Below are 26,869 nucleotides of genomic sequence, written 5' to 3'. Positions count from 1 at the left end.
ATGGCCGAATCCCAACCCTTATCCGCCGCCCCTGAGGGGGCGGAGTATCTCAGGGCGGTGCTACGTGCGCCGGTCTATGAAGCGGTGCAGGTCACGCCGCTGCAAAAAATGGACAAGCTCTCGGCGCGCCTCGATAACGTCATTCTGGTAAAACGTGAAGACCGTCAGCCGGTACACAGCTTTAAGCTGCGCGGCGCTTACGCGATGATGGCCGGGCTGACCGATGAGCAAAAAGCGCGTGGTGTGATCACGGCGTCTGCGGGCAACCATGCCCAGGGGGTGGCGTTCTCGTCTGCGCGGCTGGGGCTGAAAGCGCTGATTGTAATGCCGGTTGCCACGGCGGATATCAAAGTGGATGCGGTGCGGGGATTTGGCGGCGAAGTGCTGCTCCACGGCGCCAATTTTGACGAAGCGAAAGCCAAAGCGATCGAGCTGGCACAGCAGCAGGGATTTACCTGGGTGCCGCCGTTCGATCACCCGATGGTGATTGCTGGTCAGGGGACGCTGGCGCTGGAGCTGCTGCAGCAGGATGCCCATCTTGACCGGGTGTTTGTTCCGGTCGGCGGCGGTGGCCTGGCGGCGGGCGTGGCGGTACTCATCAAACAGTTGATGCCGCAAATCAAGGTGATTGCCGTGGAAGCGGAAGACTCTGCCTGCCTGAAGGCGGCACTGGATGCCGGACACCCGGTAGACCTGCCGCGCGTTGGGTTGTTTGCCGAGGGTGTGGCGGTGAAACGCATCGGGGATGAAACCTTCCGTCTCTGCCAGGAGTATCTCGACGACATCATCACCGTCGACAGTGATGCCATCTGCGCGGCAATGAAAGATCTGTTCGAGGATGTGCGCGCGGTGGCAGAACCGTCCGGCGCGCTGGCGCTGGCGGGGATGAAAAAATATATCGCCCAGCACAACATTCGCGGCGAACGCCTGGCCCATGTGCTTTCGGGGGCTAACGTGAACTTCCACGGCCTGCGCTACGTGTCCGAGCGTTGCGAGCTGGGGGAGCAGCGTGAAGCACTGCTGGCGGTGCCCATTCCGGAAGAGAAGGGCAGCTTCCTTAAGTTCTGTCAGCTGCTGGGCGGCCGTTCGGTGACGGAGTTTAACTACCGTTTTGCCGATGCCAAAGATGCCTGCATTTTTGTCGGCGTGCGTCTGAGCCGCGGGGTGGAAGAGCGTAAGGAGATCCTCAACCTGCTGCACCAGGGTGGCTACAGCGTGGTGGATCTCTCCGACGACGAGATGGCGAAGCTGCACGTGCGCTACATGGTGGGTGGGCGTCCGTCGAAGCCGCTACAGGAACGTCTGTTCAGCTTTGAGTTTCCGGAGTCGCCGGGTGCGCTGCTCAAGTTCCTGCATACTCTGGGCACGCACTGGAACATCTCCCTGTTCCACTACCGCAGCCACGGCACCGACTATGGTCGCGTGCTGGCGGCGTTCGAACTTGGCGAGCACGAGCCGGATTTCGAAACGCGGCTGAATGAACTGGGCTACGAGTGTCATGACGAAACCCACAACCCGGCGTTCCGTTTCTTCCTGGCGGGTTAGTGGTTGGGCAATATTTTCCAGAACGCATCAATAAGCGGCTCATGCAGCCGCTTTTTTTGTGCGCAGACGCCAAGCTCAAACGGCGTTTTCTCGTCGCTGCGTTCCAGAATCATCACGCGGTTACGCACCGGCTCCGGACTGTTCTCCAGCACCACTTCCGGCAGCAGCGCCACGCCGCAGCCGAGCGCCACCATTGAAACCATCGCCTCATGGCCGCCCACTGTCGCATAGATGGAAGGGTTGCTGATTTTCTGACGACGGAACCACAGCTCAATGCGACGGCGCACCGGTCCCTGATCGGCCATGATAAAGGGTACCGTTGACCAGTCGGGCTTCTCCACCGATACCTGGTTGCGCACCGGGCAGGGCAGCGCCGGGGCAATCAACACCACCGCCAGATTTTCCAGCATCGAGAAGGCCACTGCCCCCGGCAGGGTTTCCGGCTTCCCGGCTATGGCCAGATCCGCTTCACCCGTCACCACTTTTTCCATCGCATCGGCGGCATCGCCGGTGGTGAGTTTAATCTCGACCGAGGGATGCTCCGCGCGGAAGCGGTCAAGAATGGGGGGAAGATGGCTGTAGGCGGCGGTCACCGAGCAGAAGATGTGGAGCTCGCCGGACAGAGAGGGCCCCTGCTGGTCGATGGTGTGGCGTAGCTGCTGATACTGCAATAACGTCTGTTGGGCAAAGACGCGTAACTCTTCCCCCGCTTCGGTGAGCGTCACCGTGCGGTTATCACGCACAAACAGCGGCTGGCCGAGATCCTCCTCCAGACGCTGGATCTGGCGGGAAAGCGTGGAGGGGCTGACATGCATCGCCCGTGCGCTGCGGCCAAAATGGCGGCTTTCCGCCAGATGTAGAAACATTTTTAGATCGCGTAAATCCACCGATTCCACCCCCCCTTTTTACATTGCAAATATTGCAACGTGACTTTGTGAATATATCAATTTCCGCAATAAATTTCCTGTTGTAATGTGGGTACATTCTCGCTGAACAGCGAACCGAACAATAAGACACACAACATCACGAGGTATCACCATGGCTAACTACTTCAACACACTGAACCTGCGCCAGCAGTTGGCGCAGCTGGGCAAATGCCGCTTTATGGCGCGCGATGAATTTGCCGATGGCGCAAGCTACCTTCAGGGTAAGAAAGTGGTCATCGTCGGCTGTGGCGCACAGGGTCTGAACCAGGGCCTGAACATGCGCGACTCCGGCCTGGATATCTCCTACGCCCTGCGTAAAGAAGCGATTGCTGAGAAGCGTGCTTCCTGGCGCAAAGCGACCGAAAATGGTTTTAAAGTCGGTACCTACGAAGAGCTGATCCCACAGGCGGATCTGGTGGTTAACCTGACGCCAGACAAACAGCACTCTGACGTTGTGCGTTCCGTACAGCCTATGATGAAAGATGGCGCGGCGCTGGGTTATTCCCACGGCTTCAACATCGTTGAAGTGGGCGAGCAGATCCGTAAAGACATCACCGTCGTGATGGTGGCGCCGAAATGCCCGGGTACCGAAGTGCGTGAAGAGTACAAGCGTGGTTTCGGTGTGCCGACCCTGATCGCGGTTCACCCGGAAAACGATCCGAAAGGCGAAGGGATGGCGATCGCGAAAGCATGGGCAGCAGCCACCGGCGGCCACCGTGCGGGCGTTCTGGAATCCTCCTTCGTTGCGGAAGTGAAATCTGACCTGATGGGTGAGCAGACTATCCTGTGCGGCATGCTGCAGGCCGGTTCTCTGCTCTGCTTCGACAAGCTGGTGGAAGAGGGTACTGACCCGGCATACGCGGAAAAACTGATTCAGTTCGGCTGGGAAACCATCACCGAAGCGCTGAAGCAGGGCGGCATCACCCTGATGATGGATCGCCTGTCTAACCCGGCGAAACTGCGTGCCTTCGCCCTGTCCGAGCAGCTGAAAACCATCATGGCGCCGCTGTTCCAGAAACATATGGACGACATCATCTCCGGTGAGTTCTCTTCCGGCATGATGGCCGACTGGGCCAACGACGACAAAAACCTGCTGACCTGGCGCGAAGAGACCGGTAAAACCGCGTTCGAAACTGCGCCACAGTATGAAGGCAAAATTAGCGAGCAGGAGTACTTCGATAAAGGCGTTCTGATGATTGCGATGGTGAAAGCGGGCGTTGAGCTGGCGTTCGAAACCATGGTGGATTCCGGCATCATTGAAGAGTCTGCGTACTATGAATCCCTGCACGAGCTGCCGCTGATCGCGAACACCATCGCCCGTAAGCGTCTGTATGAGATGAACGTGGTTATCTCCGATACCGCTGAATACGGTAACTACCTGTTCTCTTATGCCTGCGTACCGCTGCTGAAAGAGTTCATGACCACCCTGCAGCCAGGCGATCTGGGCAAAGCGATTGCCGAAGGTGCGGTAGATAATGCCCAGCTGCGTGACGTGAACGAAGCGATTCGCAGCCACGAGATCGAGAAAGTGGGTCAGAAGCTGCGTGGCTATATGACCGATATGAAACGTATCGCAGTAGCAGGCTAATTCCCCGTCGTCTTTCAGCTTGCAGGTGCGTTGGCTACGTTCGTACACCCCAGTCACATAGTTATCTATGCTCCTGGGGCTGTACTCACTTGCCGCCTTCCTGCAAACAGAAATCCTTAGGGGAATGCTTTGAGATAAAAAACCGGTGCAATAAGAGACCGGTTTTTTTAATTCCGGTACAGCACTTTAATGATGTGGTAACCGAACTGGGTGTGCAGCGGGCCGGTTGGCTCCAGCACCGGGCAGGAGAAGACCACTTTATCGAACGCCGGGACCATCTGACCCTGGCGGAATTCACCCAGATCGCCGCCGCGTTTGCCTGACGGGCAAATAGAGTGCTTCTTCGCCAGCTTGCCGAAGTCGGCGCCGTTTTTAATCTGCTCCAGAAGATCCAGAGCCAGTTTCTCTTCTTTAACAAGAATATGCAGTGCTGCTGCTGTTTTTGCCATGATCGTGCCTTGAAGGGTTGAGTTAAATCGGGGCGCAATATACCACGCGTTAGCGGCGATACAGCACCTTAATGATATGGTAGCCATACTTCGTTTTGACCGGGCCGTAGGGTTTCAGCAGCGGGCAGCTAAAAACTGCCTCATCGAAAGGGCCCACCATCACACCCTGCTTAAATTCCCCTAAATCGCCGCCGTTGCGCCCGGAGGGACATTTAGAGTAGCGCTTCGCCAGATGATCGAAGCTGATGCCGCGTTCCAGTTTGGCAAGGATCTCCTGCGCCAGCTTCTCTTCTTTTACCAGAATGTGCAGGGCCGCTGCGCTCTTTTTCATGGTTCTGCTCTCGGGGTTAATCGCGTTTTGTTCACTTTATCATTAGCCGGTAAATCTGCGCCCGGCTTTCTGCTACAATCCCCACCCCGTTCGAAGATTGAGCAATATTCCCATGCGTTTAAACCCTGGACAACAACAAGCGGTCGAATTCGTTACTGGACCATGCCTGGTGCTGGCAGGGGCGGGTTCCGGTAAAACCCGCGTCATCACCAACAAAATCGCCCACCTGATCCGCGGCTGCGGCTATCAGGCACGCCACATTGCCGCGGTGACCTTTACCAACAAAGCGGCGCGCGAGATGAAAGAGCGTGTCGGGCAGACGTTAGGACGCAAAGAGGCCCGCGGCCTGATGATCTCCACCTTCCATACCCTGGGTCTGGATATCATTAAGCGCGAATATGCGGCGTTGGGGATGAAAGCTAACTTCTCGCTGTTTGACGATACCGATCAGGTGGCATTGCTGAAAGAGCTTACTGAAGGGCTGATCGAAGATGATAAAATGGTGTTGCAGCAGTTGATCTCCACGATCTCAAACTGGAAAAACGATCTGATGAGCCCTGCCCAGGCCGCCGCAAGCGCCAAAGGGGAGCGGGATCGGATCTTCGCCCACTGCTACAGCCTGTATAACGATCATCTCAAAGCCTGCAACGTGCTCGACTTTGACGACCTGATCCTGCTGCCCACGCTGCTGCTGCAGCGTAATGAAGAGGTGCGCGAGCGCTGGCAGAACAAGATCCGCTACCTGCTGGTGGATGAATATCAGGACACCAATACCAGCCAGTACGAGCTGGTGAAACTGCTGGTGGGGCAGCGGGCGCGTTTTACCGTGGTGGGCGATGACGACCAGTCGATCTACTCCTGGCGCGGCGCTCGTCCGCAAAACCTGGTCCTGCTCAGTAAAGATTTCCCGGCACTGCAGGTGATCAAGCTGGAGCAGAACTACCGCTCATCCGGGCGTATTCTGAAGGCGGCAAACATCCTGATCGCCAACAACCCGCACGTCTTTGAAAAGCGCCTCTTCTCCGAGCTGGGCTATGGCACTGAGCTTAAGGTGTTGAGCGCCAATAACGAAGATCACGAAGCCGAGCGCGTGGCGGGCGAACTGATTGCCCATCACTTCGTGAACAAAACCAACTACAAAGACTACGCCATTCTCTATCGCGGGAATCACCAGTCGCGCGTCTTTGAAAAGATGCTGATGCAGAACCGTATTCCGTACAAAATTTCCGGCGGAACCTCGTTCTTCTCGCGCCCGGAAATCAAGGATCTGCTCGCCTATCTGCGCGTGCTGACCAACCCGGATGATGACAGCGCTTTCCTGCGGATCGTCAATACGCCGAAGCGCGAGATTGGCCCGGCGACGCTGCAAAAACTGGGCGAGTGGGCGATGACCCGCAACAAGAGCCTGCTGAACGCCAGCTTTGATATGGGCCTGAGCCAGACCTTGACCGGGCGCGGCTATGAATCGCTGACCCGCTTTACCTACTGGTTGCGTGAGATCCAGCAACTGAGCGAGCGGGAACCGATTAATGCGGTGCGGGATCTGATCCGCGGCATCGACTATGAATCCTGGCTGTATGAAACTTCCGCCAGCCCGAAAGCGGCCAAGATGCGGATGAAGAATGTCAACCAGCTCTTCAGCTGGATGACTGAGATGCTGGAAGGTTCCGATATCGACGAGCCGATGACCCTGACCCAGGTCGTCACTCGCTTTACCCTGCGCGATATGATGGAGCGCGGCGAAAGCGAAGAAGAGGCGGATCAGGTGCAGCTGATGACCCTGCATGCCTCGAAAGGGCTTGAGTTCCCGTATGTCTATCTGGTGGGCATGGAAGAGGGCTTACTGCCGCACCAGAGCAGTATCGATGAGGATAACGTCGATGAAGAGCGTCGTCTGGCCTATGTAGGCATCACGCGGGCGCAAAAAGAGCTGACATTTACGCTGTGTAAGGAGCGGCGTCAGTATGGAGAGTTGGTGCGTCCGGAGCCGAGCCGCTTCCTGTTGGAGTTACCGCAGGATGACGTACTCTGGGAGCAGGAACGTAAGGTCATTACCGCCGAAGAGCGGATGCACAAGGGGCAGGCCAGCATCGCCAATATTCGCGCCATGATGGAAAAAGCGAAAAACCGCTAGTCTGAAGGCCCGGTATGCGTAGCGCTACCGGGCATATCGTCGTAATTAATGAACCTCAAGCGCCCAGTGCACGTAGCTCTGCCACTGGGACTCCTGTACCAGCATTTCGGCTCCCAGCGGATGCGTCTCCAGCCAGTTTTCCGGCAAGGTTAGCGTCAGCTTCTCACCTTCCGCCTTCAGCGTGATGGCCGGCAACAGATCGTCCCGGCGACGGCTGGCAAAGAGGATCGCCAGACGCAGCAGGCGGCACAGATGTTCCGCCACGCGCGGCGGAACCGCGTTTTGCTGGTGGAGCGAAGAGAGATCGACAGGGTTGGTCTGGTTTAACAGCAGCGTGGCCAACAATTTCTTTTGCGCCGGGGTAAAGCCGGGCAAATCGAGATTGCGCACCAGATACGCCGCGTGTAGCGGCGCTTGTTTGAAATCGACGCTCAGGCCCATTTCATGTAACTGGCAGGCGCTAAGCAGTAATTCGCGGCAGATGGGCTCAATATGCCACTCATTTTCGACGAGATCGAGGAAACGTGTCGCCAGATTCGCTACCCGGTGCGCCTGTTCAATATCGACCATGAATCGCCGCTGGATGTTGCGCAGCGTATGGTCGCGAATATCCTGATCGACCGCCAGATGCAGCATGCCGTAGACCAGACCTTCTCGCAGGGCGCCGCCCGCAAGGGTCATGCACTGAATATTCAGTTCGGTGAAAATGGCAATCAGGATCGCCAGCCCGCTCGGGAAGACCAGTGCGCGCTCAAGGGTGAGTCCTTCAATTTCCAGCTCTTCCAGGCGGCCGCAGAGGATCGCGCGCTGTTTTAACTGCTGAAGTTTCGCCAGCGTGATGCGCTCATCCATCCCCTGCGCCATCATGATTTCCTGCAACGCCTGAACGGTGCCGGAAGCACCGACGCAGACTTTCCAGCCGTGATAACGCAGCTCATCCGCCACCGGACGCAGCACTTCGCGCGCGGCTTTTTCTGCGTCATCAAAGTTTTCTTGCGCCAGATTGCGATCGGTGAAGTAGCGTTCAAGCCAGGTGACACAGCCCATCGATAAGCTGTTCAGGGATGTCGCCTGGGCGCCATTACCGGTGACCAGCTCAGTGCTTGCGCCACCGATGTCTACCACCAGACGACGCTCGTCACCGCCCGTGGTATGCGCTACTCCCTGATAAATCAGGCGGGCTTCTTCTTCACCGCTGATCACCTGTATCGGGCAGCCGAGGATCTGCTGGGCCGTGGCAATAAATTCACCGGCATTCACCGCCAGACGCAGGGTTGCGGTAGCGACAACGCGGATTTGCTGAGAAGGGATATCCTGAAGGCGTTCGGCAAAAAGACGCAGACATTGCCAGCCGCGCTCCATGGCTTCTGGAGAGAGGTGATTATCAGCACTCAGGCCCGCCGCGAGGCGGACCTTGCGCTTAATACGCGTCAGCGTTTGAACACTGCCCGCCACCTCGCGTACAACCAGCATATGAAAACTATTCGAACCTAAATCAATAGCTGCATAGAGCGAGGTAGACCGGAGCATATTTTTAGCCTGAACGACGACGATTACGCGGTGCGCTGTTACGGCGCGGACCATTGCCAGAACGCGCTCGGGTCAGGCGTTTCGGCGGTGGAAGTTCGCTCAACAGCGCTTCCGGGTTGTATTTGCTGACCGGAATTGAGTGGCCGATATAGGTCTCAATTGCTGGCAGGTTCAGCGCGTACTCTTCACAGGCCAGGCTGATGGAGTGCCCGCTGGCACCCGCACGACCGGTACGTCCGATACGGTGAACGTAATCTTCGCAATCATCCGGCAGGTCATAGTTGAAGACGTGCGTAACCGCCGGAATGTGCAGACCGCGCGCAGCGACATCCGTTGCAACCAGAATATCCAGATCGCCACGGGTAAACTCTTCAAGAATGCGCAGACGTTTTTTCTGTGCGACATCGCCAGTCAACAGACCAACACGGTGTCCATCCGCAGCCAGGTGGCCCCAGATATCTTCACAGCGGTGTTTGGTGTTGGCGAAAACGATCGCGCGATCCGGCCACTCTTCTTCAATGAGCGACTGCAGCAGACGCATTTTCTCTTCGTTAGAAGGGTAGAAGAGCTCTTCTTTAATACGGTGGCCGGTTTTCTGTTCCGGTTCCACTTCGACATATTCGGCATTGTTCATCTGTTCGAACGCCAGTTCACGGACGCGATAAGAGAGCGTGGCCGAGAACAGCATATTCAGACGCTGGTTAGCGGCAGGCATGCGGCGGAACAGCCAGCGGATATCTTTAATAAAGCCGAGATCGTACATGCGATCTGCTTCGTCCAGCACCACAACCTGGATAGCGCCGAGGTTAATGTGGTTCTGTTTCGCGTAATCGATAAGACGGCCGGTGGTGCCGATCAGAATATCGACGCCGCTTTCCAGCACTTTCAGCTGTTTGTCATAACCGTCACCGCCGTAGGCCAGGCCGAGTTTCAGGCCGGTAGCTTGCGCCAGTGGTTCTGCATCAGCGTGGATCTGTACCGCCAGTTCTCGCGTCGGTGCCATAATCAGCGCGCGCGGTTGGTTAACTTTACGGTCAGCAATTGCCGGATGAGAGAGTAAATAATGAAACGTTGACGTTAAAAACGCCATCGTTTTGCCGGTACCGGTTTGCGCCTGCCCTGCAACGTCGCGACCCGCCAGCGTCAGCGGAAGGGCGAGAGCCTGAATGGGTGTGCAGTTATGAAACCCTTTATTTTCAAGGGCTTCAATCACCTTTGGGTGCAGGGCGAAGTCGGAAAACTTCTGTTCTGTTAAATGTGTTTTGCTCATAGTGTGGTAGAATATCAGCTTACTATTGCTTTACGAAAGCGTATCCGGTGAAATAAAGTCAACCTTTAGTTGGTTAATGCTACATCAACAGGTCGTTGATGGATGCGAGATCAACGCGCCAGGCTTATTCCTGTGGAGTTATATATGAGCGATAAAATTATTCACCTGACTGACGACAGTTTTGACACGGACGTACTTAAAGCTGACGGGCTGATCCTCGTCGATTTCTGGGCTGAATGGTGTGGTCCTTGCAAAATGATCGCCCCGATTCTGGATGAGATCGCCGACGAATATCAGGGCAAACTGACCGTGGCTAAACTGAACATCGACCAGAACCCGGGCACCGCGCCAAAATATGGCATCCGCGGCATCCCGACTCTGCTGCTGTTTAAGAACGGTGAAGTGGCAGCGACTAAAGTGGGCGCACTGTCCAAAGGTCAGCTGAAAGAGTTCCTGGACGCCAATCTGGCGTAAGGCTTCTCGTCTGTGCGTCCAGGGTTTCTAAATTGTTTGGATCTCTGGACGCCCGGCTTGAGTCGTGCTAAGTTAGCTATGACTTCGTTTTAAACATACCTTGTTGTTTGAATCTTGTTTTACCCGATACTTCCCGTTGTTGACATAAACAGCGCGAGAAGTGGATAGATTCCGGGCTTGTCACTCAATCCGTCTTGTCGTTTCAGTTCTGTGCTTTCCCTGTGAGCAGACAGCGAACAGACATGAGTTGATAGCCGTTAACAGGCATGGATGACCCTGCCATACCATTCACAAATTAAGTTCGAGTATTACCCCGAGTTTAAGAACCCACACCATTATGAATCTTACCGAATTAAAGAATACGCCGGTTTCTGAGCTGATCACTCTCGGCGAAAATATGGGGCTGGAAAACCAGGCTCGTATGCGCAAGCAGGACATCATTTTTGCCATCCTGAAGCAGCACGCAAAGAGTGGCGAAGATATCTTTGGCGACGGTGTGCTGGAGATATTGCAGGACGGATTTGGTTTCCTCCGCTCTGCAGACAGCTCCTACCTCGCCGGTCCTGATGATATCTACGTTTCTCCCAGCCAAATCCGCCGTTTCAACCTCCGCACTGGTGACACCATTTCAGGTAAGATTCGTCCTCCTAAAGAGGGTGAACGCTACTTTGCGCTGTTGAAAGTTAACGAAGTTAACTACGACAAACCAGAAAACTCGCGCAATAAGATCCTGTTCGAAAACTTAACGCCGCTGCATGCGAACTCTCGCCTGCGCATGGAGCGTGGTAACGGTTCTACCGAAGACTTAACCGCTCGCGTTCTGGATCTGGCTTCGCCAATTGGTCGTGGCCAGCGTGGTCTGATTGTCGCTCCGCCAAAAGCGGGTAAAACCATGCTGCTGCAGAACATCGCGCAGAGCATCGCTTACAACCACCCAGACTGCGTACTGATGGTACTGCTGATTGACGAACGTCCGGAAGAAGTGACCGAGATGCAGCGTCTGGTGAAAGGTGAGGTTGTGGCCTCTACCTTCGACGAACCGGCATCTCGCCACGTTCAGGTTGCGGAAATGGTTATCGAGAAGGCGAAGCGTCTGGTTGAACATAAAAAAGACGTTATCATCCTGCTTGACTCCATCACCCGTCTGGCACGTGCCTATAACACCGTGGTTCCGGCGTCCGGTAAAGTCTTGACCGGTGGTGTGGATGCCAACGCCCTGCATCGTCCGAAGCGTTTCTTCGGTGCTGCGCGTAACGTGGAAGAGGGCGGTAGCCTGACCATCATCGCAACCGCGCTGATCGACACCGGTTCGAAGATGGATGAAGTGATTTACGAAGAGTTTAAAGGTACAGGCAACATGGAACTGCACCTGTCGCGTAAAATCGCTGAAAAACGCGTCTTCCCGGCTATCGACTACAACCGTTCCGGTACCCGTAAAGAAGAGCTGCTCACCACTCAGGAAGAGCTGCAGAAAATGTGGATCCTGCGCAAAATTATCCATCCAATGGGTGAAATCGACGCGATGGAATTCCTCATTAACAAGCTGGCGATGACGAAAACTAACGATGATTTCTTCGATATGATGAAACGCTCGTAATATAAATAAAGCGCCGAAACGCCACGTTTTTACGTGGCGTTTTTCTTTTATGGCTTATACGCTGTAACTGTAAGATGTCAAATTATTCTGCCAGGGACGAAAATCGGAATTTTCGTCAAAGTAGAAAAGTAATTGTCTGAAAAATAAACAAAGGGACTTGGGCGAGGCCTGCTTTTTCCTTCTGGAGCCGAGCCTTCAAGGTTATACTTTCGGGATTAACATTTGTTGAGAGCATCCATTGTGAATCTACTCACTGCGGTGACTGAGCTAATCAGTATTTTTCTTTTCACCACCTGCTTTTTATTCCTCGCCCGTAAGGTCGCGAAGAGAGTCGGACTGGTGGATAAGCCCAATTATCGTAAACGCCATCAAGGCTTGATTCCGCTGGTTGGTGGGATCTCTGTTTACGCGGGTATCTGCTTCACCTTCGCCATTGCGGATTATTACATTCCTCATGCAGCACTCTATCTGGCCTGCGCCGGTGTGCTGGTGCTGGTTGGGGCACTGGACGACCGATACGACATCAGCGTCAAATTCCGCGCCGCGGTTCAGGCGGCTATCGGCGTCATCATGATGGTAGTGGGGAAATTGTATCTCAGCAGCCTTGGCTACATTTTTGGCACCTGGGAGATGGTACTGGGGCCATTCGGCTACTTCCTGACGCTATTTGCCGTGTGGGCGGCGATTAACGCCTTTAACATGGTAGATGGCATTGACGGTCTGCTTGGCGGACTCTCCAGCGTCTCCTTCGCGGCTATCGGCATCATCCTCTGGTTCGACGGCCAGTACAGCCTGTCGATGTGGTGCTTCGCGATGATCGCTGCCATTCTGCCTTATATCTGCCTTAACCTCGGTGTACTGGGGCGTCGCTACAAAGTCTTTATGGGTGATGCCGGAAGTACGCTGATTGGCTTTACCGTTATCTGGATCCTGCTGGAAACCACCCAGGGTAATACCCATCCAATCAGTCCGGTGACGGCACTGTGGATCATCGCCATTCCGCTGATGGATATGGTGGCAATTATGTACCGCCGTCTGCGTAAAGGCATGAGTCCCTTCTCCCCGGACCGCCAGCATATTCACCATCTTATTATGCGCGCCGGCTTCACCTCACGTCAGGCATTTGTCTTAATTACGCTGGCCGCTGCGCTGTTAGCCGGGATTGGCGTTGCCGCAGAATATGCACATTTCATTCCTGAATGGGTAATGTTGGTATTATTCTTGCTAGCATTTTTCCTGTACGGCTACTGTATTAAACGCGCATGGAAAGTGGCGCGCTTTATTAAACGCGTAAAACGCCGTATGCGTAGAAATAATGGCAACAACCCAACTTTAACTAAGTAAATCGGGACTGTAATGACTCAACCGTTGGCGGGAGCAAAATCAGTGGTAACTGAGAATGAGCTGGATGTTCGTGGCTTGTTCCGCGTGTTATGGGCGGGCAAGTTTTGGATTGCAGGCATTGCGCTGGGCTTTGCACTTATCGCCCTGGCCTATACCTTTTTCGCCAGACAAGAGTGGAGCGCGACGGCGATTACCGACCGTCCTACAGTGAACATGCTCGGAGGCTTCTACTCTCAGCAACAGTTTTTGCGTAATCTGGATGTAAAAGCGAATCCTGCGACCACCGACCAGTCCTCGGTAATGGACGAGTCCTACAAAGAGTTTGTTATGCAGCTCGCCTCCTGGGATACGCGCCGCGATTTCTGGAACCAGACCGACTATTTCAAACAGCGAATGGTCGGCAACAGCAAAGCCGATGCCGCCCTGCTGGATGAGCTGATCAACAACATCCAGTTTATGGCGGGCGATCCGCTGCGCAACATCAACGACAGCGTCAAGCTGATCGCTGAAACGGCGCCGGATGCTAACAACCTGCTGCGTCAGTATGTCGCTTTTGCCAGCCAGCGCGCGGCAAGCCATCTTAATGATGAGCTGAAAGGCGCCTGGGCGGCACGTACCGTGCAGATGAAAGCGCAGGTCAAACGTCAGGAAGAGGTGGCCAAAGCCATCTTTAACCGCCGGGTGCATAACATCGATCAGGCGCTGAAGATTGCTGAAAAGAGCAATATCTCGCGCAGCGAAACCGACGTGCCTGCCGATGAACTGCCCGATTCTGAAATGTTCCTGCTGGGTCGTCCTATGCTCCAGGCGCGCCTGGAAAATCTGCAGGCCGTAGGGCCAGATTTTGACCTCGATTATGACCAGAACCGTGCCATGCTCAACACCCTCAACGTAGGTCCGACACTGGACCCACGTTTTCAGACCTATCGTTATTTGCGAACACCTGAAGAACCTGTAAAACGCGATAGTCCACGTCGCGCATTCCTGATGATTATGTGGGGGATTGTGGGTGCTTTAATTGGCGCAGGCGTGGCATTAACCCGTCGTCGCAAAATTTAAGAACGCCATCTACGATGAAGGCACCTGGCCTTCATCGCTTAATCGAAGAGAATCGATGTGAAAGTACTCACTGTCTTTGGTACAAGGCCGGAAGCCATCAAGATGGCGCCTCTGGTCCATGCGCTGGCAAGTGACCCTCATTTTGAGGCGAAAGTTTGCGTTACCGCGCAGCATCGGGAGATGCTGGATCAGGTCCTTAAACTCTTTTCCATTGTTCCCGACTACGACCTCAATATTATGAAGCCGGGACAAGGGCTAACCGAAATTACCTGCCGTATTCTGGAAGGGTTAAAACCTATTCTGGAGTCGTTCAGGCCGGATGTCGTGCTGGTGCATGGCGATACCACCACCACCATCGCCACCAGTCTGGCGGCCTTCTATCAACGTATTCCGGTTGGGCATGTTGAAGCTGGCTTACGTACGGGCGATCTTTCCTCCCCGTGGCCGGAAGAGGCGAACCGGACTCTGACCGGGCATCTGGCGATGTATCACTTTGCGCCAACCGAGAACTCCCGCCAAAACCTGCTGCGCGAAAACGTTAACGACCAGCACATCTTTGTCACCGGCAACACGGTGATCGACGCGCTGATCTGGGTGCGCGACCGGGTGCTGGCGAACGAGAGCCTGCGTGGGCAACTGGCTGAACAGTATCCGTTCCTCGCCAACGGTAAAAAGATGATTCTGGTTACCGGACACCGACGGGAAAGTTTTGGCCAGGGCTTCGAGCAAATCTGCCATGCGCTGGCTGAAATCGCCGCGCGTAATGAAGATGTTCAGATCGTTTATCCGGTGCATCTGAACCCTAACGTCAGCGAGCCGGTCAACCGCATCCTGGGGCATGTCAAAAACGTCATACTTATTGAGCCGCAGGACTATCTGCCATTCGTCTGGCTGATGAACCATGCCTGGCTGATCCTGACGGATTCAGGCGGTATTCAGGAAGAAGCGCCTTCACTGGGGAAACCGGTGCTGGTGATGCGTGAAACCACTGAACGTCCTGAAGCGGTTAAAGCGGGAACGGTGCGGCTGGTAGGGACCGATTCACGAACCATCGTGGAAGAGGTGACGCGCCTGCTGCATAACAATGAAGAGTATCAGGCCATGAGCCGGGCCCATAACCCGTATGGTGACGGCCAGGCCTGTGACCGCATTTTGTACGCACTTAAACACAATCGGGTATCGCTATGAGTTTTACTACCATTTCTGTCATTGGTCTTGGCTATATTGGGCTGCCCACGGCGGCGGCATTTGCCTCCCGTCAAAAACAGGTAGTGGGTGTTGATATCAACCAGCATGCGGTTGAGACGATCAACAAGGGTGAAATTCATATCGTTGAGCCGGATCTCGACAAGGTGGTAAAAACCGCCGTTGAAGGGGGATACCTCAGGGCCAGTACCACGCCGGTGGTTGCCGATGCCTACCTGATTGCCGTGCCGACGCCGTTCAAAGGCGAGCATGAGCCGGATATGGCCTATGTCGAAGCGGCAGCGAAATCCATCGCCCCGGTACTGAAAAAAGGGGCGCTGGTGATCCTCGAATCCACCTCACCGGTGGGTGCCACCGAGCAAATGGCCCAGTGGCTGGCTGAGGCGCGCCCGGATCTCACTTTCCCGCAGCAGGCGGGCGAGCAGGCCGATATCAACGTCGCCTACTGCCCGGAGCGCGTGCTGCCGGGGCAGGTGATGGTCGAACTGATTAAAAACGATCGGGTTATTGGCGGCATGACCCCGGTCTGTTCCGCCCGCGCCAGCGAGCTCTATAACATCTTCCTCGAAGGCGAGTGCGTGGTGACCAACTCCCGTACCGCTGAGATGTGCAAACTCACCGAAAACAGCTTCCGCGATGTGAATATTGCGTTTGCCAATGAGCTGTCGCTGATTTGCGCCGATCAGGGGATTAACGTCTGGGAACTGATTCGTCTGGCGAACCGCCATCCGCGCGTCAATATCCTGCAACCCGGTCCGGGCGTAGGCGGTCACTGCATCGCGGTCGACCCGTGGTTTATCGTGGCGCAGAACCCTCAGCAGGCGCGTCTTATCCGTATCGCCCGCGAAGTCAACGACAGCAAGCCGCACTGGGTACTGAACCAGGTGAAGGCCACGGTGGCAGATTACCTGACGCAGAGCGGCAAGCGGGCGAACGAAGTAACCATCGCCTGTTTTGGTCTCGCCTTTAAGCCGAACATCGACGATTTGCGTGAAAGCCCAGCGATGGAAATTGCCGAGATGATTGCCGACTGGCACAGCGGCGAAACGCAGGTGGTTGAACCGAATATTCATGAACTGCCGAAAAAACTGGCCGGTCACTGCACCCTGACAAGCGTTGAAGAGGCGCTGGCAACCGCCGATGTTCTGGTGCTGCTGGTGGACCATAGCGAGTTCAAAGCGATCCCGGGCGAGGCCGTCCGTCAGGAATTTATCGTCGATACCAAAGGGGTCTGGCGTTGAGTCAGCTGCACGGTGCGTTACAGCCGCTGGAGTGGGAAAGCGAGTTTTTTGCCCTTCCCACGGCGCTTGTGCGCCTCTCTGATGATGCTCCGCTGCTGGAGGCATCTGAGCTGGACGCCTGGCAGCGGCTGCAGGCCAAAGTTCCGGCCACCCGTGCCGACTGGCTGGACGCGTTGCAGGCGCAGGGCTTCAGGCTGGTGGAAGGCGAAGCCGATCTCGCCATTACCGTGACGCAACACGCTTGCCCTGGCGCGGAACCTGCGACGGAGCAGGATATCCCGGCGCTGCGCCAGCTGGCTGCTCAGGCCTTTGCGCAGAGCCGCTTTCGTGCGCCGTGGTACGCCCCTGACGACAGCGGTCGCTTCTATGCCCGATGGATCGAAAATGCGGTAAAAGGCACCTTCGACCATCTCTGCCTGGTGTTCCGTGCATCGGATGGCACCATCCAGGGCTTTGTCTCCCTGCGCAAGCTCAGCGACAACGAGGCGCGTATCGGTCTGCTGGCCGGGCGCGGCATGGGCGAGAAGTTAATGCAGGCGGCGCTGCACTGGGCGCAGCAACAGCAGAATTCTACTTTGCGGGTGGCGACCCAGATGGGCAACACCGCCGCGCTTAAACGTTATATCGCAAGCGGCGGCAACATCGAAACGACCGCTTACTGGCTATACAGGTGACAAGATGATCCCATTTAATGCGCCTCCCGTGGTGGGCACCGAACTCGATTACATGCAGTCTGCAATGGGCAGCGGCAAACTTTGCGGCGATGGCGGCTATACGCGCCGTTGCCAGCAGTGGATGGAGCAGCGCTTTCAGAGCGCGAAGGTCCTGCTGACCCCCTCCTGCACCGCCTCGCTGGAGATGGCCGCCCTGTTGCTGGACATTGGTCCTGGCGATGAAGTGATCATCCCGAGCTACACCTTTGTCTCCACCGCCAACGCTTTCGTGCTGCGCGGGGCGAAAATCGTCTTTGTCGATATCCGCCCGGATACCATGAACATCGACGAGACGCTGATTGAAGCGGCGATCACTGACAAGACCCGCGCCATCGTGCCGGTACACTATGCCGGGGTGGCGTGCGAGATGGACACCATCATGGCGATTGCCAAAAAGCATAACCTGTACGTGGTGGAAGATGCCGCACAGGGAGTAATGTCCACCTACAAGGGCCGCGCCTTGGGCACCATCGGGCACATCGGCTGCTTTAGCTTCCACGAAACCAAAAACTACACCGCTGGCGGTGAAGGCGGCGCGACGTTGATTAACGATCGCGCCCTGGTGGAGCGTGCGGAGATCATCCGCGAGAAAGGGACTAATCGCAGCCAGTTCTTCCGCGGGCAGGTGGATAAGTACACCTGGCGCGATATCGGCTCCAGCTATCTGATGGCGGATCTGCAAGCGGCGTACCTGTGGGCCCAGCTGGAGGCGGCCGATCGCATCAACCAGCAGCGTCTGGCGCTGTGGCAGACTTATTACGATGCGCTGGCCCCGCTGGCGCGTAAAGGCCGTATCGAGCTGCCGACCATTCCGGCAGACTGCGTGCATAACGCGCATATGTTCTATATCAAGCTGCGGGATAACGACGATCGCAGCGCGCTTATCGCGTATCTGAAAGAGGCCGAAATCCTGGCGGTGTTCCACTACATTCCGCTCCACTCCAGTCCGGCAGGGGAAGCCTTTGGTCAGTTCGCGGGTGAGGATCGCTTTACCACCAAAGAAAGTGAGCGGTTACTCCGCTTACCGCTGTTCTACAACCTCGCTGCGGTCAACCAGCGCACGGTGATCAATACCCTGCTGAGTTATTTCGGCTGATATGTCTCTGGCAAAAGCATCGGTGTGGACCGCCGCGTCCACACTCGTCAAGATCGGCGCGGGACTGCTGGTCGTCAAATTGCTGGCCGTCTCTTTTGGCCCGGCGGGCGTCGGGCAGGCGGGTAACTTCCGTCAGCTGGTCACCGTCCTCGGTGTACTGGCCGGGGCGGGGATCTTCAACGGCGTGACCAAGTACATCGCGCAGTATCATGATGATGCGGCGCAGCTGCGCACGGTGGTGGGCACCTCATCGGCGATGGTGCTGGGCTTTTCCACCCTGCTGGCGGTCATCTTTTTACTGGCGGCCGCACCCATCAGTCAGGGGCTGTTTGGTCACACCGGCTATCAGGGCCTGGTACGGCTGGTGGCGCTGGTGCAAATGGGCATCGCCTGGGCTAACCTGCTGCTGGCACTGATGAAGGGCTTCCGCGATGCCGCCGGCAATGCGTTGGCGCTGATCGTCGGCAGCGTGATTGGCGTGATCGCCTATTACGTCTGCTATCGCCTCGGCGGCTACGAAGGCGCGCTGCTGGGGCTGGCACTGGTCCCAGCGCTGGTGGTGATCCCGGCGGCGATAATGCTGATGCGCAGAAGCACTGTTCCGCTGCACTATCTCAAGCCGAAATGGGACAAGCTCCTTGCGGGACAGCTGGGCAAATTTACCCTGATGGCGCTCATTACCTCCGTCACCCTGCCGGTGGCCTACGTGATGATGCGAAACCTGCTGGCGGCGCATTACAGCTGGGATGAGGTGGGGATCTGGCAGGGGGTCAGCAGTATCTCGGATGCCTACCTGCAGTTTATTACCGCCTCCTTTAGCGTCTACCTGCTGCCTACGCTCTCACGGCTCACTGCCCGGCAGGAGATCACCCGCGAGATCCTCCGTTCGCTGCGCTTCGTCTTACCGGCGGTGGCTGTTGCCAGCTTTACCGTCTGGCTGCTGCGCGATGTCGCCATCTGGCTGCTGTTTTCCGCCAAATTTACCGCGATGCGCGACCTGTTCGCCTGGCAGCTGGTGGGGGACGTACTGAAAGTAGGCGCTTACGTCTTTGGCTATCTGGTGATTGCTAAGGCGTCGCTGCGGCTCTACATTCTGGCGGAAATCAGCCAGTTTGCGTTGCTGACGGCATTCTCTCACTGGCTGATCCCCGCGCACGGCGCGCTGGGAGCGGCTCAGGCCTATATGGCCACCTATATTGTCTATTTTGCTGCCTGTTGCGGCGTCTTTTTACTTTGGCATAAACGCGCATGACTGCACTGATTCACGTCCTGGGATCGGATATCCCACACCATAACCAGACCGTACTGCGGTTCTTTAACGATGAACTGGCTCCCGGCAGCGCGCTGGCACGGGAATTTATGGTGGTGGGTAAGGACACCGACCTCAGCGCCGCCTTCCCGGCACTGCAGCTGACCTTCTGGCCGGACAAAGCTACGCTTGCGAAAGCGGTGATCGCCAAAGCCAAAGCTAACCGCCAGCAGCGTTTCTTTTTTCACGGGCAGTTTAATACTGGCCTGTGGCTGGCCTTGTTGAGTGGTGGGATCACGCCCGCGCAGTTTAACTGGCATATCTGGGGCGCCGACCTGTATGAAGTCTCCCGGGGCTGGAAGTTCCGGCTCTTCTACCCGCTGCGGCGCATGGCGCAGGGGCGGGTGGGCTGCATCTTTGCCACCCGCGGCGATTTGAACTATTTCGCAAAACAGCACCCGAACGTGCGCGGTGAACTGCTCTATTTCCCGACCCGCATGGACCCGTCGCTGAACGGGTTAGCCCGGGAGGTGAAACGCGAGGGTAAACTGACGATTCTGGTGGGTAACTCCGGGGATCGCAGTAACGAACATATTGCGGCATTAAAGGCGGTGCATCAGCAATTTGGCGATACGGTCAACGTGATCGTGCCGATGGGCTATCCTGCTAATAACGCGGCATACATCGATGAAGTCCGTCAGAGCGGACAGGCATTATTCAGCCCGGACAATTTGCAGATCCTCAGCGATAAGCTGGCCTTTGATGACTACCTGGCATTGCTGCGTAAGTGCGATCTGGGCTATTTCATCTTTGCGCGCCAGCAGGGGATCGGCACGCTCTGTCTGTTGATTCAGGCGGGCATTCCCTGCGTGCTTAATCGCGAAAACCCGTTCTGGCAGGACATGGCTGAACAGCACATTCCGGTGCTGTTTACCACCGATGACCTGAACGAAGAGGTGGTGCGTGAAGCCCAGCGACAGCTTGCGCAGGTGGATAAAAACGCCATCGACTTCTTCAGTCCGAACTACCTTACGCCGTGGCATCAGGCGCTGCGGATCGCCTCAGGAGAGAATACATGAGCCAGTTGCAATTTAGCGGCCTGCTGGTGATCTGGCTTCTGAGCGCCTTGTTTATCGCCACGCTGACGTGGTTTGAATTCCGCCGGGTGCGCTTTAACTTCAACGTCTTCTTCTCGCTGCTGTTTCTGCTGACCTTTTACTTCGGCTTTCCGCTGACAAGCGTGCTGGTGTTCCGCTTCGATGTGGCCGTCGTACCGCCGGAGATACTCATGCAGGCGCTGCTGTCGGCGACCTGCTTCTATGGGGTCTATTACGTCGCCTATAAGACGCGGCTAAAACCGGCCAGCAGTGACGCATCGCGACGGCCTTTGTTCACCATGAACCGGGTTGAGACGCATCTGACCTGGATGATGCTGATGGGCATTGCCCTTGTCACTGTCGGTATCTTCTTCATGCACAACGGCTTTTTGCTCTTTAAACTGCACTCCTACAGCCAGATCTTCTCCAGCGAAGTCTCCGGGGTAGCGCTCAAGCGCTTCTTCTATTTCTTCATTCCGGCGATGCTGGTGATCTATTTCCTGCATCAGAGTGCCCGGGCGTGGCTCTTCTTTCTGGTCAGTACCGTGGCCTTTGGCCTGCTGACCTATATGATTGTCGGCGGCACGCGCGCAAACATCATTATCGCCTTCGCGATCTTCCTGTTTATCGGCATTATTCGCGGCTGGATCTCGCTGTGGATGCTGGCTGCGGCAGGCGTGCTGGGAATTGTGGGGATGTTCTGGCTGGCGCTGAAGCGCTACGGCATGGATGTCAGCGGCGACGAAGCGTTTTACACCTTTTTATACCTCACCCGCGACACCTTCTCGCCGTGGGAAAACTTAGCCCTGCTGCTGCAAAACTACGACAAAATCGATTTTCAGGGGCTGGCGCCCATTGTTCGCGATTTTTATGTCTTTATCCCCACCTGGCTGTGGCCGGACAGACCGGGCGTGGTGCTGAATACGGCAAACTACTTTACCTGGGAAGTGCTGAACAACCATTCCGGACTGGCCATCTCACCGACGCTGATCGGTTCCCTGGTGGTGATGGGCGGCGGCTGGTTTATCCTGCCGGGGGCGATTGCCGTCGGGCTGATTATCAAATGGTTCGACTGGCTCTATACGCTGGGTAATCAGGAGACCAACCGCTATAAGGCAGCGATTTTGCATAGTTTCTGTTTCGGTGCCATTTTCAATATGATCGTACTGGCGCGAGAAGGGCTGGATTCGTTCGTCTCCCGCGTGGTCTTTTTCATGGTGGTTTTTGGCGCCTGTCTGCTGATGGCGAAGCTGCTGTACTGGCTGTTCGACAGCGCCGGGTTAGTGCATAAGCGCGAACCGGCAAACGGCAGGGCGCTTTCGCGAGTCTGAGTAAGGATAATAATGACTGATAATACCTCAGCACCGCAGTATGACCTGCGGGGCCTGAAGCTGATCGGCTGGCGTGATATGCAGCATGCGCTGGACTATCTCTGTGCCGGGGACGGGATCAAAACCGGCACGCTGGTGGCCATCAATGCAGAAAAAATGCTTACCATTGAGGATAACGCCCAGGTGCGCGACCTCATCGAGGCGGCCGAGTTTAAATATGCGGACGGGATAAGCGTGGTGCGCTCCGTGCGTAAGAAGTACCCGGGGGCGAACATCTCTCGCGTCGCGGGGGCCGATCTCTGGGAAGCGCTGATGGCGCGGGCGGGGGCAGACGGTACGCCGGTCTTCCTCGTCGGCGGCAAACCTGGGGTGCTGGCGCAAACCGAGCAGAAATTGCGTGACCAGTGGCAGGTAAATATCGTCGGCAGCCAGGATGGCTATTTCAGCCCTGACGATCAGCAGGCGCTGTTTGCCCGCATTCGTGACAGCGGGGCGAAGATCATCACCGTCGCGATGGGTTCACCGCGCCAGGAGATCCTGATGCGCGACTGCCGTCAGGTCTATCCGGATGCGCTCTATATGGGCGTGGGCGGCACTTACGATGTCTTTACCGGCCACGTAAAGCGCGCGCCCAAAGTGTGGCAGAACCTGGGGCTGGAGTGGCTGTATCGCCTGTTATCCCAGCCGAGCCGGATCACCCGCCAGCTCCGTCTGTTGCGTTATCTCGGCTGGCACTACTCCGGTCGCCTGTAATATCTGAAACGCAGCGCGATATACTGCTCGCGCTGCGATCCCCCCTTAAATCTGCTGCTTTTCTCAACAATATATTCATTTATTTAACGCATCGTTTGCCATTTCACAAAATTTAAGAAACCATTCCCCCCCGTCACTACCGTACCAGGCTGTTTTTGCATCAACCGTAAACATAAACGGTCCATAACGCACAGCCTGTGATAGCGCATCTGTACCTATAACAATAACCGGCGCAGGCCGGGAGAGTCGCAAGCACAACCGAGGATTTATGTCAGAGAAAAAACCGGAGCTTCAGCGTGGGCTGGAAGCTCGTCATATCGAACTCATCGCCCTTGGCGGGACGATTGGCGTGGGCCTGTTTATGGGCTCCGCCAGCACCCTGAAATGGGCCGGGCCGTCGGTCCTGCTGGCGTATATCATCGCCGGGCTGTTCGTCTTCTTTATCATGCGCTCCATGGGTGAGATGCTGTTCCTTGAGCCGGTCGCCGGTTCGTTTGCCGTTTATGCGCACCGCTATATGAGCCCGTTTTTTGGCTATCTCACGGCCTGGTCGTACTGGTTTATGTGGATGGCTGTGGGCATATCGGAGATCACCGCCATTGGGGTTTATGTGCAGTTCTGGTTCCCGGAAATGGCGCAGTGGATACCTGCGCTTATCGCCGTGGGGCTGGTGGCGCTGGCGAACCTGGCCGCCGTGCGTCTGTACGGTGAGATCGAATTCTGGTTTGCGATGATTAAAGTAACCACCATTATCGTGATGATTGTCATCGGCGTGGGGGTGATCTTCTTCGGCCTGGGTAACGGCGGCCAGGCGATTGGGTTTGGCAACCTGACCGAGCACGGCGGCTTCTTTGCTGGCGGCTGGAAGGGCTTCCTGACCGCGCTCTGCATTGTGGTGGCGTCCTATCAGGGGGTTGAGCTTATCGGGATCACTGCCGGGGAGGCGAAAAACCCGCAGGTGACCCTGCGCAGCGCGGTGGGCAAGGTACTGTGGCGTATTCTCATCTTCTATGTCGGCGCGATTTTTGTCATCGTCACTATCTTCCCGTGGAATGAGATTGGCAGTAACGGCAGCCCGTTCGTGCTCACCTTTGCCAAAATCGGCATTACCGCAGCGGCGGCGATTATCAACTTTGTGGTGCTGACGGCGGCGCTCTCCGGCTGTAACAGCGGCATGTACAGCTGCGGACGTATGCTCTACGCGCTGGCGAACAACCGCCAGCTGCCGGCGGCGGTGGGGAAAGTCTCCCGCGCCGGAGTGCCGGTGGTGGGCGTTGCCATCTCGATTATTATTCTGCTGGTGGGGTCATGCCTGAACTACATCATCCCGAACCCGCAGCGTGTCTTCGTTTATGTCTACAGCGCCAGCGTTCTGCCGGGTATGGTGCCGTGGTTTGTGATCCTGATTAGCCAGCTGCGTTTTCGTCAGGCGCATAAAAACGCGATCGCCAGCCATCCGTTCCGCTCCATTCTCTTCCCGTGGGCTAACTATTTAACGATGGCGTTCCTGATCTGCGTGCTGATCGGCATGTACTTCAACGAAGACACCCGCATGTCGCTGTATGTCGGGGCGATATTCCTGGCGGCCGTTAGCGCGGGATACAAGCTTTTTGGCCTGGGGCGACACGTGGAAAGGGCCAAAACGCAGTAATATGCGGCAAAGTGCGCAAACTGTAATCAAACGCGCATTTATTTTAAAAAAGCACTAGACAGCAGAGCGAGACCTCCGTAATATCCAGCCCCGCAACGGCGCTAAGCGCCCGTAGCTCAGCTGGATAGAGCGCTGCCCTCCGGAGGCAGAGGTCTCAGGTTCGAATCCTGTCGGGCGCACCATTCACCCGGTGCTGGAGCTGCGGTGGTCTGTTAAGTAGGCAGAACCGCGTGAAAGAGTAAAGAATCAAGTAGTGGTGGCTATAGCTCAGTTGGTAGAGCCCTGGATTGTGATTCCAGTTGTCGTGGGTTCGAATCCCATTAGCCACCCCATTATTTAAAGAGTTGTGAAATGCGAAGGTGGCGGAATTGGTAGACGCGCTAGCTTCAGGTGTTAGTGTCCTTAGGATGTGGGGGTTCGAGTCCCCCCCCTCGCACCACGACTTTTAATGAATTGAACTAAAAATTCAAAAAGCAGTACAACGGCGAGTAGCGCAGCTTGGTAGCGCAACTGGTTTGGGACCAGTGGGTCGGAGGTTCGAATCCTCTCTCGCCGACCAATTTTGAACCCCGCTTCGGCGGGGTTTTTTGTTTTCTTTTTTTCCTGCCCCTGTTGTTTATTGCCGACAGCGATATCCTGGCCTGTCGTGAATAAGTGACATATAACCTATTGAAGTAAATCAATATATTGCTTCACTCATCAGCCTGTCTCTTCCTGGAGACACTTTGGCCTGGTTTTCGGCCCAATCTGCTGCCTGTTTCCTGGCTGAAAGGGATAATTTCCTTTTATCTTAAAAAGTTGAGATCCATACAACTTCGTGATGCAACATTGGCACATTGCATGCAATAATATACGTGTAGATGCTCATTCCACCTCTTATGTTCGCCTTAGTGCCTCATAAACTCCGGAATGACGCAGAGCCATTTACGGTGCTTATCGTCCACTGACAGATGTCGCTTCGGCCTCATCAAACACCATGGACACAACGTTGAGTGAAGCACCACAAGTTGTCGAACAGACCTGTTTAACGCCTGCTTTTTAGCAGGCGTTTTTTTATGCCTTATCTGCAGTAGCGCGTCAGGATCCCCACCACCATCAGCAGGGCACAGCCCGAAACGCCATACAGCGCCTGCAACGGCCCCAGCACGTCAGCAACCAGTGCCGTGAGGCCGGTAAAGAGCGATGCGCTGGCGGTTTGCCATCGCCAGACCCTGCCGCTGGCCGAGGAGATCAGGTCAGCCTGAAAGCTGCTTAACAGGCTAAAAGTGCCCACCGCAAAAACGACGTTCGAGGCGAGATGAGCGACAAACACGGCTCCCAGCGCTTGCATCCCCGATAGCAGCGGGATCGTCCCGTAGGCAAGTAAAAAGAGGCCGAGGCAGGTCAGCAGGAGGCGGTTTTGCCCGGCGTAGCGGGGCAGGCTCTCTCTTTTCAACAGCAGCGGGCCGCACAGCTGCCCCATGCTGCGGGCAAAAAGCAGAGGCAGGGCCAGCCCGGCAGCATCATTCGGCTCGATCTGCTGCGCCAGTGCAGGCAGCAGCGCCATAGCGGGTGAACCCACGGCGGCGAGGGCAGGAAGCAGCAACAGGCTGCGTTTTTGCTGCGCTCCCAGTGCCTGCCAGCGCATCGCCACCGGTCTTTCGGTTTCTGCTGCCTGCTCAGGCGCCAGAGAAGGCAACGCGCTGCCGGTGAGGCGCAGCATCAGCAAGGAGCCCGCAAAGGTGAGCGCGTCGATCCCCAGCAGTGCCAGCGCGGGTAGATGATGAAACAGCACAATACCCAGCCCGGTACCCAGTAGCACCTGCGAAGCAAAAATCATCGTCTCCAGGCAGGTCGCCGCAGGCAGCTCGGCTTCGGACAATCCTCGTCGGAACAGCAGGGCCAGCGCGGGCCAGCTCATGCCCGTCAGAAAGGCCTCGGTGGACTGCACCGCCAGCAGCGCCATCATGCTGTGAAACTGAATGCCCAGCAGAGGAAAAAGCAGGGCGAGCAGGCCCAGCCACTCGGTCAGGAGCAGCAGGCCGATGGGTGAAAAACGCATACAGAACTTCTCCCCGACGAGGCTGCCCAGAAATCCCGGTAGCAGGGCAAACAGATATGCCAGGGTCAGTAAAGAGGCGGGTGCCTGCCACTCCAGCAGCAGACCAAAGACCATCACCTGGGTTAAGCCATTTCCCACAGAGGTAAACAGAAAAGGGCAGGCCAGCAGGCGCAGCCAACGGTGGCTGCGGAGCGCGCAAAAAAGCGCATACAAAAGCGTGTTCATGAAACGATCCTTTCAAAAA

Annotated in this window: 22 protein-coding genes and 4 tRNA genes; 20 read left to right on the top strand and 6 right to left on the bottom strand. The window is 56.2% G+C overall.

The features are described from left to right. The gene (gene ilvA, locus DVA44_RS22895; protein ID WP_114388468.1) at window positions 1-1,545 is read left to right on the top strand and encodes a threonine ammonia-lyase, biosynthetic; all 1,545 of its coding nucleotides are present in this window, start codon (window positions 1-3) and stop codon (window positions 1,543-1,545) included. On the opposite strand, the gene ilvY is transcribed toward ilvA, so the two are convergent. After that, window positions 1,542-2,432, bottom strand: a complete 891-nt coding sequence (gene ilvY, locus DVA44_RS22890) for an HTH-type transcriptional activator IlvY (protein WP_006179210.1) — start codon at window positions 2,430-2,432, stop codon at window positions 1,542-1,544. The two genes, ilvA and ilvY, sit on opposite strands and share 4 nt — an antisense overlap. A 151-nt stretch (window positions 2,433-2,583) precedes the next feature. Here ilvY and ilvC point away from each other — a divergent pair, with 151 nt between their 5' ends. After that, window positions 2,584-4,059 carry a ketol-acid reductoisomerase gene (ilvC, locus tag DVA44_RS22885; RefSeq protein WP_114316402.1) on the top strand — a complete coding sequence of 492 codons (1,476 nt, stop codon included), beginning with the start codon at window positions 2,584-2,586 and terminating at the stop codon, window positions 4,057-4,059. Between the two features lie 167 nt (window positions 4,060-4,226). On the opposite strand, the gene ppiC (DVA44_RS22880) is transcribed toward ilvC, so the two are convergent. Together ppiC (DVA44_RS22880) and ppiC (DVA44_RS22875) are read right to left on the bottom strand one after the other, a co-directional pair. Then, window positions 4,227-4,508 carry a peptidylprolyl isomerase PpiC gene (gene ppiC / locus DVA44_RS22880; RefSeq protein ID WP_001140251.1) on the bottom strand — a complete coding sequence of 94 codons (282 nt, stop codon included), beginning with the start codon at window positions 4,506-4,508 and terminating at the stop codon, window positions 4,227-4,229. A 49-nt stretch (window positions 4,509-4,557) separates the two neighbouring features. After that, on the bottom strand, window positions 4,558-4,839 hold the full coding sequence (ppiC, locus tag DVA44_RS22875; RefSeq protein ID WP_103825311.1) for a peptidylprolyl isomerase PpiC: 282 nt from the start codon (window positions 4,837-4,839) through the stop codon (window positions 4,558-4,560). A gap of 112 nt (window positions 4,840-4,951) precedes the next feature. Between ppiC (DVA44_RS22875) and rep the strand changes: the two genes are divergently transcribed. After that, window positions 4,952-6,973, top strand: a complete 2,022-nt coding sequence (gene rep / locus DVA44_RS22870; protein ID WP_114388282.1) for a DNA helicase Rep — start codon at window positions 4,952-4,954, stop codon at window positions 6,971-6,973. A 45-nt stretch (window positions 6,974-7,018) separates the two neighbouring features. Here rep and gppA read toward each other — a convergent pair whose 3' ends face one another. Continuing rightward, a complete protein-coding gene (gene gppA / locus DVA44_RS22865; protein ID WP_114388281.1) occupies window positions 7,019-8,503 on the bottom strand; it encodes a guanosine-5'-triphosphate,3'-diphosphate diphosphatase in 1,485 nt (494 codons plus the stop codon). Between the two features lie 4 nt (window positions 8,504-8,507). Further along, the gene (rhlB, locus tag DVA44_RS22860; protein WP_103825314.1) at window positions 8,508-9,773 is read right to left on the bottom strand and encodes an ATP-dependent RNA helicase RhlB; all 1,266 of its coding nucleotides are present in this window, start codon (window positions 9,771-9,773) and stop codon (window positions 8,508-8,510) included. A gap of 144 nt (window positions 9,774-9,917) precedes the next feature. On the opposite strand from rhlB, the gene trxA reads away from it, so the two are divergent. From trxA to DVA44_RS22775, 17 genes are all read left to right on the top strand, one after another. Beyond that, window positions 9,918-10,247: a thioredoxin TrxA gene (gene trxA / locus DVA44_RS22855; RefSeq protein WP_006179218.1), complete on the top strand. Its 330-nt coding sequence runs from the start codon at window positions 9,918-9,920 to the stop codon at window positions 10,245-10,247. Window positions 10,248-10,584: 337 nt separating this feature from the next. Then, window positions 10,585-11,844 carry a transcription termination factor Rho gene (rho, locus tag DVA44_RS22850; protein ID WP_001054528.1) on the top strand — a complete coding sequence of 420 codons (1,260 nt, stop codon included), beginning with the start codon at window positions 10,585-10,587 and terminating at the stop codon, window positions 11,842-11,844. A gap of 240 nt (window positions 11,845-12,084) precedes the next feature. Continuing rightward, a complete protein-coding gene (gene wecA / locus DVA44_RS22845; RefSeq protein ID WP_114388280.1) occupies window positions 12,085-13,188 on the top strand; it encodes a UDP-N-acetylglucosamine--undecaprenyl-phosphate N-acetylglucosaminephosphotransferase in 1,104 nt (367 codons plus the stop codon). 12 nt (window positions 13,189-13,200) lie between these two features. After that, window positions 13,201-14,247, top strand: coding sequence for an ECA polysaccharide chain length modulation protein (gene wzzE / locus DVA44_RS22840; protein WP_114388279.1), 1,047 nt, complete (start codon window positions 13,201-13,203; stop codon window positions 14,245-14,247). A gap of 57 nt (window positions 14,248-14,304) precedes the next feature. After that, window positions 14,305-15,435, top strand: coding sequence for a non-hydrolyzing UDP-N-acetylglucosamine 2-epimerase (gene wecB / locus DVA44_RS22835; protein ID WP_114316407.1), 1,131 nt, complete (start codon window positions 14,305-14,307; stop codon window positions 15,433-15,435). Continuing rightward, on the top strand, window positions 15,432-16,694 hold the full coding sequence (gene wecC, locus DVA44_RS22830; RefSeq protein ID WP_114388278.1) for a UDP-N-acetyl-D-mannosamine dehydrogenase: 1,263 nt from the start codon (window positions 15,432-15,434) through the stop codon (window positions 16,692-16,694). Before wecB ends, wecC begins: the two co-directional genes overlap by 4 nt. Beyond that, window positions 16,691-17,368, top strand: a complete 678-nt coding sequence (gene rffC, locus DVA44_RS22825) for a dTDP-4-amino-4,6-dideoxy-D-galactose acyltransferase (protein ID WP_114388277.1) — start codon at window positions 16,691-16,693, stop codon at window positions 17,366-17,368. Before wecC ends, rffC begins: the two co-directional genes overlap by 4 nt. A 4-nt stretch (window positions 17,369-17,372) precedes the next feature. After that, window positions 17,373-18,503: a dTDP-4-amino-4,6-dideoxygalactose transaminase gene (gene rffA, locus DVA44_RS22820; RefSeq protein ID WP_114388275.1), complete on the top strand. Its 1,131-nt coding sequence runs from the start codon at window positions 17,373-17,375 to the stop codon at window positions 18,501-18,503. A 1-nt stretch (window position 18,504) separates the two neighbouring features. Further along, the gene (gene wzxE / locus DVA44_RS22815; protein WP_114388273.1) at window positions 18,505-19,755 is read left to right on the top strand and encodes a lipid III flippase WzxE; all 1,251 of its coding nucleotides are present in this window, start codon (window positions 18,505-18,507) and stop codon (window positions 19,753-19,755) included. Continuing rightward, window positions 19,752-20,831: a TDP-N-acetylfucosamine:lipid II N-acetylfucosaminyltransferase gene (locus tag DVA44_RS22810; protein WP_114388271.1), complete on the top strand. Its 1,080-nt coding sequence runs from the start codon at window positions 19,752-19,754 to the stop codon at window positions 20,829-20,831. The genes wzxE and DVA44_RS22810 overlap by 4 nt, the downstream gene beginning before the upstream one ends. Beyond that, window positions 20,828-22,180, top strand: coding sequence for an ECA oligosaccharide polymerase (gene wzyE, locus DVA44_RS22805; RefSeq protein ID WP_114388269.1), 1,353 nt, complete (start codon window positions 20,828-20,830; stop codon window positions 22,178-22,180). The genes DVA44_RS22810 and wzyE overlap by 4 nt, the downstream gene beginning before the upstream one ends. A 12-nt stretch (window positions 22,181-22,192) precedes the next feature. Beyond that, the gene (gene wecG / locus DVA44_RS22800) at window positions 22,193-22,933 is read left to right on the top strand and encodes a lipopolysaccharide N-acetylmannosaminouronosyltransferase (RefSeq protein ID WP_114388267.1); all 741 of its coding nucleotides are present in this window, start codon (window positions 22,193-22,195) and stop codon (window positions 22,931-22,933) included. A 268-nt stretch (window positions 22,934-23,201) separates the two neighbouring features. Beyond that, window positions 23,202-24,584: an amino acid permease gene (locus DVA44_RS22795; RefSeq protein ID WP_114388265.1), complete on the top strand. Its 1,383-nt coding sequence runs from the start codon at window positions 23,202-23,204 to the stop codon at window positions 24,582-24,584. A 105-nt stretch (window positions 24,585-24,689) separates the two neighbouring features. Continuing rightward, window positions 24,690-24,766 (top strand) — tRNA-Arg (locus DVA44_RS22790). A gap of 74 nt (window positions 24,767-24,840) precedes the next feature. Then, window positions 24,841-24,916 (top strand) — tRNA-His (locus DVA44_RS22785). 21 nt (window positions 24,917-24,937) lie between these two features. Beyond that, window positions 24,938-25,023: transfer RNA gene (locus DVA44_RS22780), tRNA-Leu, on the top strand. A 43-nt stretch (window positions 25,024-25,066) separates the two neighbouring features. After that, window positions 25,067-25,143: transfer RNA gene (locus DVA44_RS22775), tRNA-Pro, on the top strand. Window positions 25,144-25,644: 501 nt separating this feature from the next. Here DVA44_RS22775 and DVA44_RS22770 read toward each other — a convergent pair. After that, window positions 25,645-26,850, bottom strand: a complete 1,206-nt coding sequence (locus tag DVA44_RS22770; protein WP_114388263.1) for an MFS transporter — start codon at window positions 26,848-26,850, stop codon at window positions 25,645-25,647. Between the last annotated feature and the right edge of the window lie 19 nt (window positions 26,851-26,869).

Source organism: Leclercia sp. W17 (genome assembly GCF_003336325.1).
GTDB lineage: Bacteria > Pseudomonadota > Gammaproteobacteria > Enterobacterales > Enterobacteriaceae > Enterobacter.
Note: the sequence above shows the minus strand (reverse complement) of the source record. Positions and strands in the feature narration are given on the sequence as shown.

Coding starts and splice junctions, on each gene's coding strand:
- ilvA (WP_114388468.1), top strand. CDS start 1: ATGGCCGAATCCCAACCCTTATCCGCCGCCCCTGAGGGGGCGGAGTAT.
- ilvC (WP_114316402.1), top strand. CDS start 2,584: ATGGCTAACTACTTCAACACACTGAACCTGCGCCAGCAGTTGGCGCAG.
- ppiC (WP_001140251.1), bottom strand. CDS start 4,508: ATGGCAAAAACAGCAGCAGCACTGCATATTCTTGTTAAAGAAGAGAAA.
- ppiC (WP_103825311.1), bottom strand. CDS start 4,839: ATGAAAAAGAGCGCAGCGGCCCTGCACATTCTGGTAAAAGAAGAGAAG.
- rep (WP_114388282.1), top strand. CDS start 4,952: ATGCGTTTAAACCCTGGACAACAACAAGCGGTCGAATTCGTTACTGGA.
- gppA (WP_114388281.1), bottom strand. CDS start 8,503: ATGCTCCGGTCTACCTCGCTCTATGCAGCTATTGATTTAGGTTCGAAT.
- rhlB (WP_103825314.1), bottom strand. CDS start 9,773: ATGAGCAAAACACATTTAACAGAACAGAAGTTTTCCGACTTCGCCCTG.
- trxA (WP_006179218.1), top strand. CDS start 9,918: ATGAGCGATAAAATTATTCACCTGACTGACGACAGTTTTGACACGGAC.
- rho (WP_001054528.1), top strand. CDS start 10,585: ATGAATCTTACCGAATTAAAGAATACGCCGGTTTCTGAGCTGATCACT.
- wzzE (WP_114388279.1), top strand. CDS start 13,201: ATGACTCAACCGTTGGCGGGAGCAAAATCAGTGGTAACTGAGAATGAG.
- wecC (WP_114388278.1), top strand. CDS start 15,432: ATGAGTTTTACTACCATTTCTGTCATTGGTCTTGGCTATATTGGGCTG.
- rffA (WP_114388275.1), top strand. CDS start 17,373: ATGATCCCATTTAATGCGCCTCCCGTGGTGGGCACCGAACTCGATTAC.
- wzxE (WP_114388273.1), top strand. CDS start 18,505: ATGTCTCTGGCAAAAGCATCGGTGTGGACCGCCGCGTCCACACTCGTC.
- DVA44_RS22810 (WP_114388271.1), top strand. CDS start 19,752: ATGACTGCACTGATTCACGTCCTGGGATCGGATATCCCACACCATAAC.
- wzyE (WP_114388269.1), top strand. CDS start 20,828: ATGAGCCAGTTGCAATTTAGCGGCCTGCTGGTGATCTGGCTTCTGAGC.
- wecG (WP_114388267.1), top strand. CDS start 22,193: ATGACTGATAATACCTCAGCACCGCAGTATGACCTGCGGGGCCTGAAG.
- DVA44_RS22795 (WP_114388265.1), top strand. CDS start 23,202: ATGTCAGAGAAAAAACCGGAGCTTCAGCGTGGGCTGGAAGCTCGTCAT.
- DVA44_RS22770 (WP_114388263.1), bottom strand. CDS start 26,850: ATGAACACGCTTTTGTATGCGCTTTTTTGCGCGCTCCGCAGCCACCGT.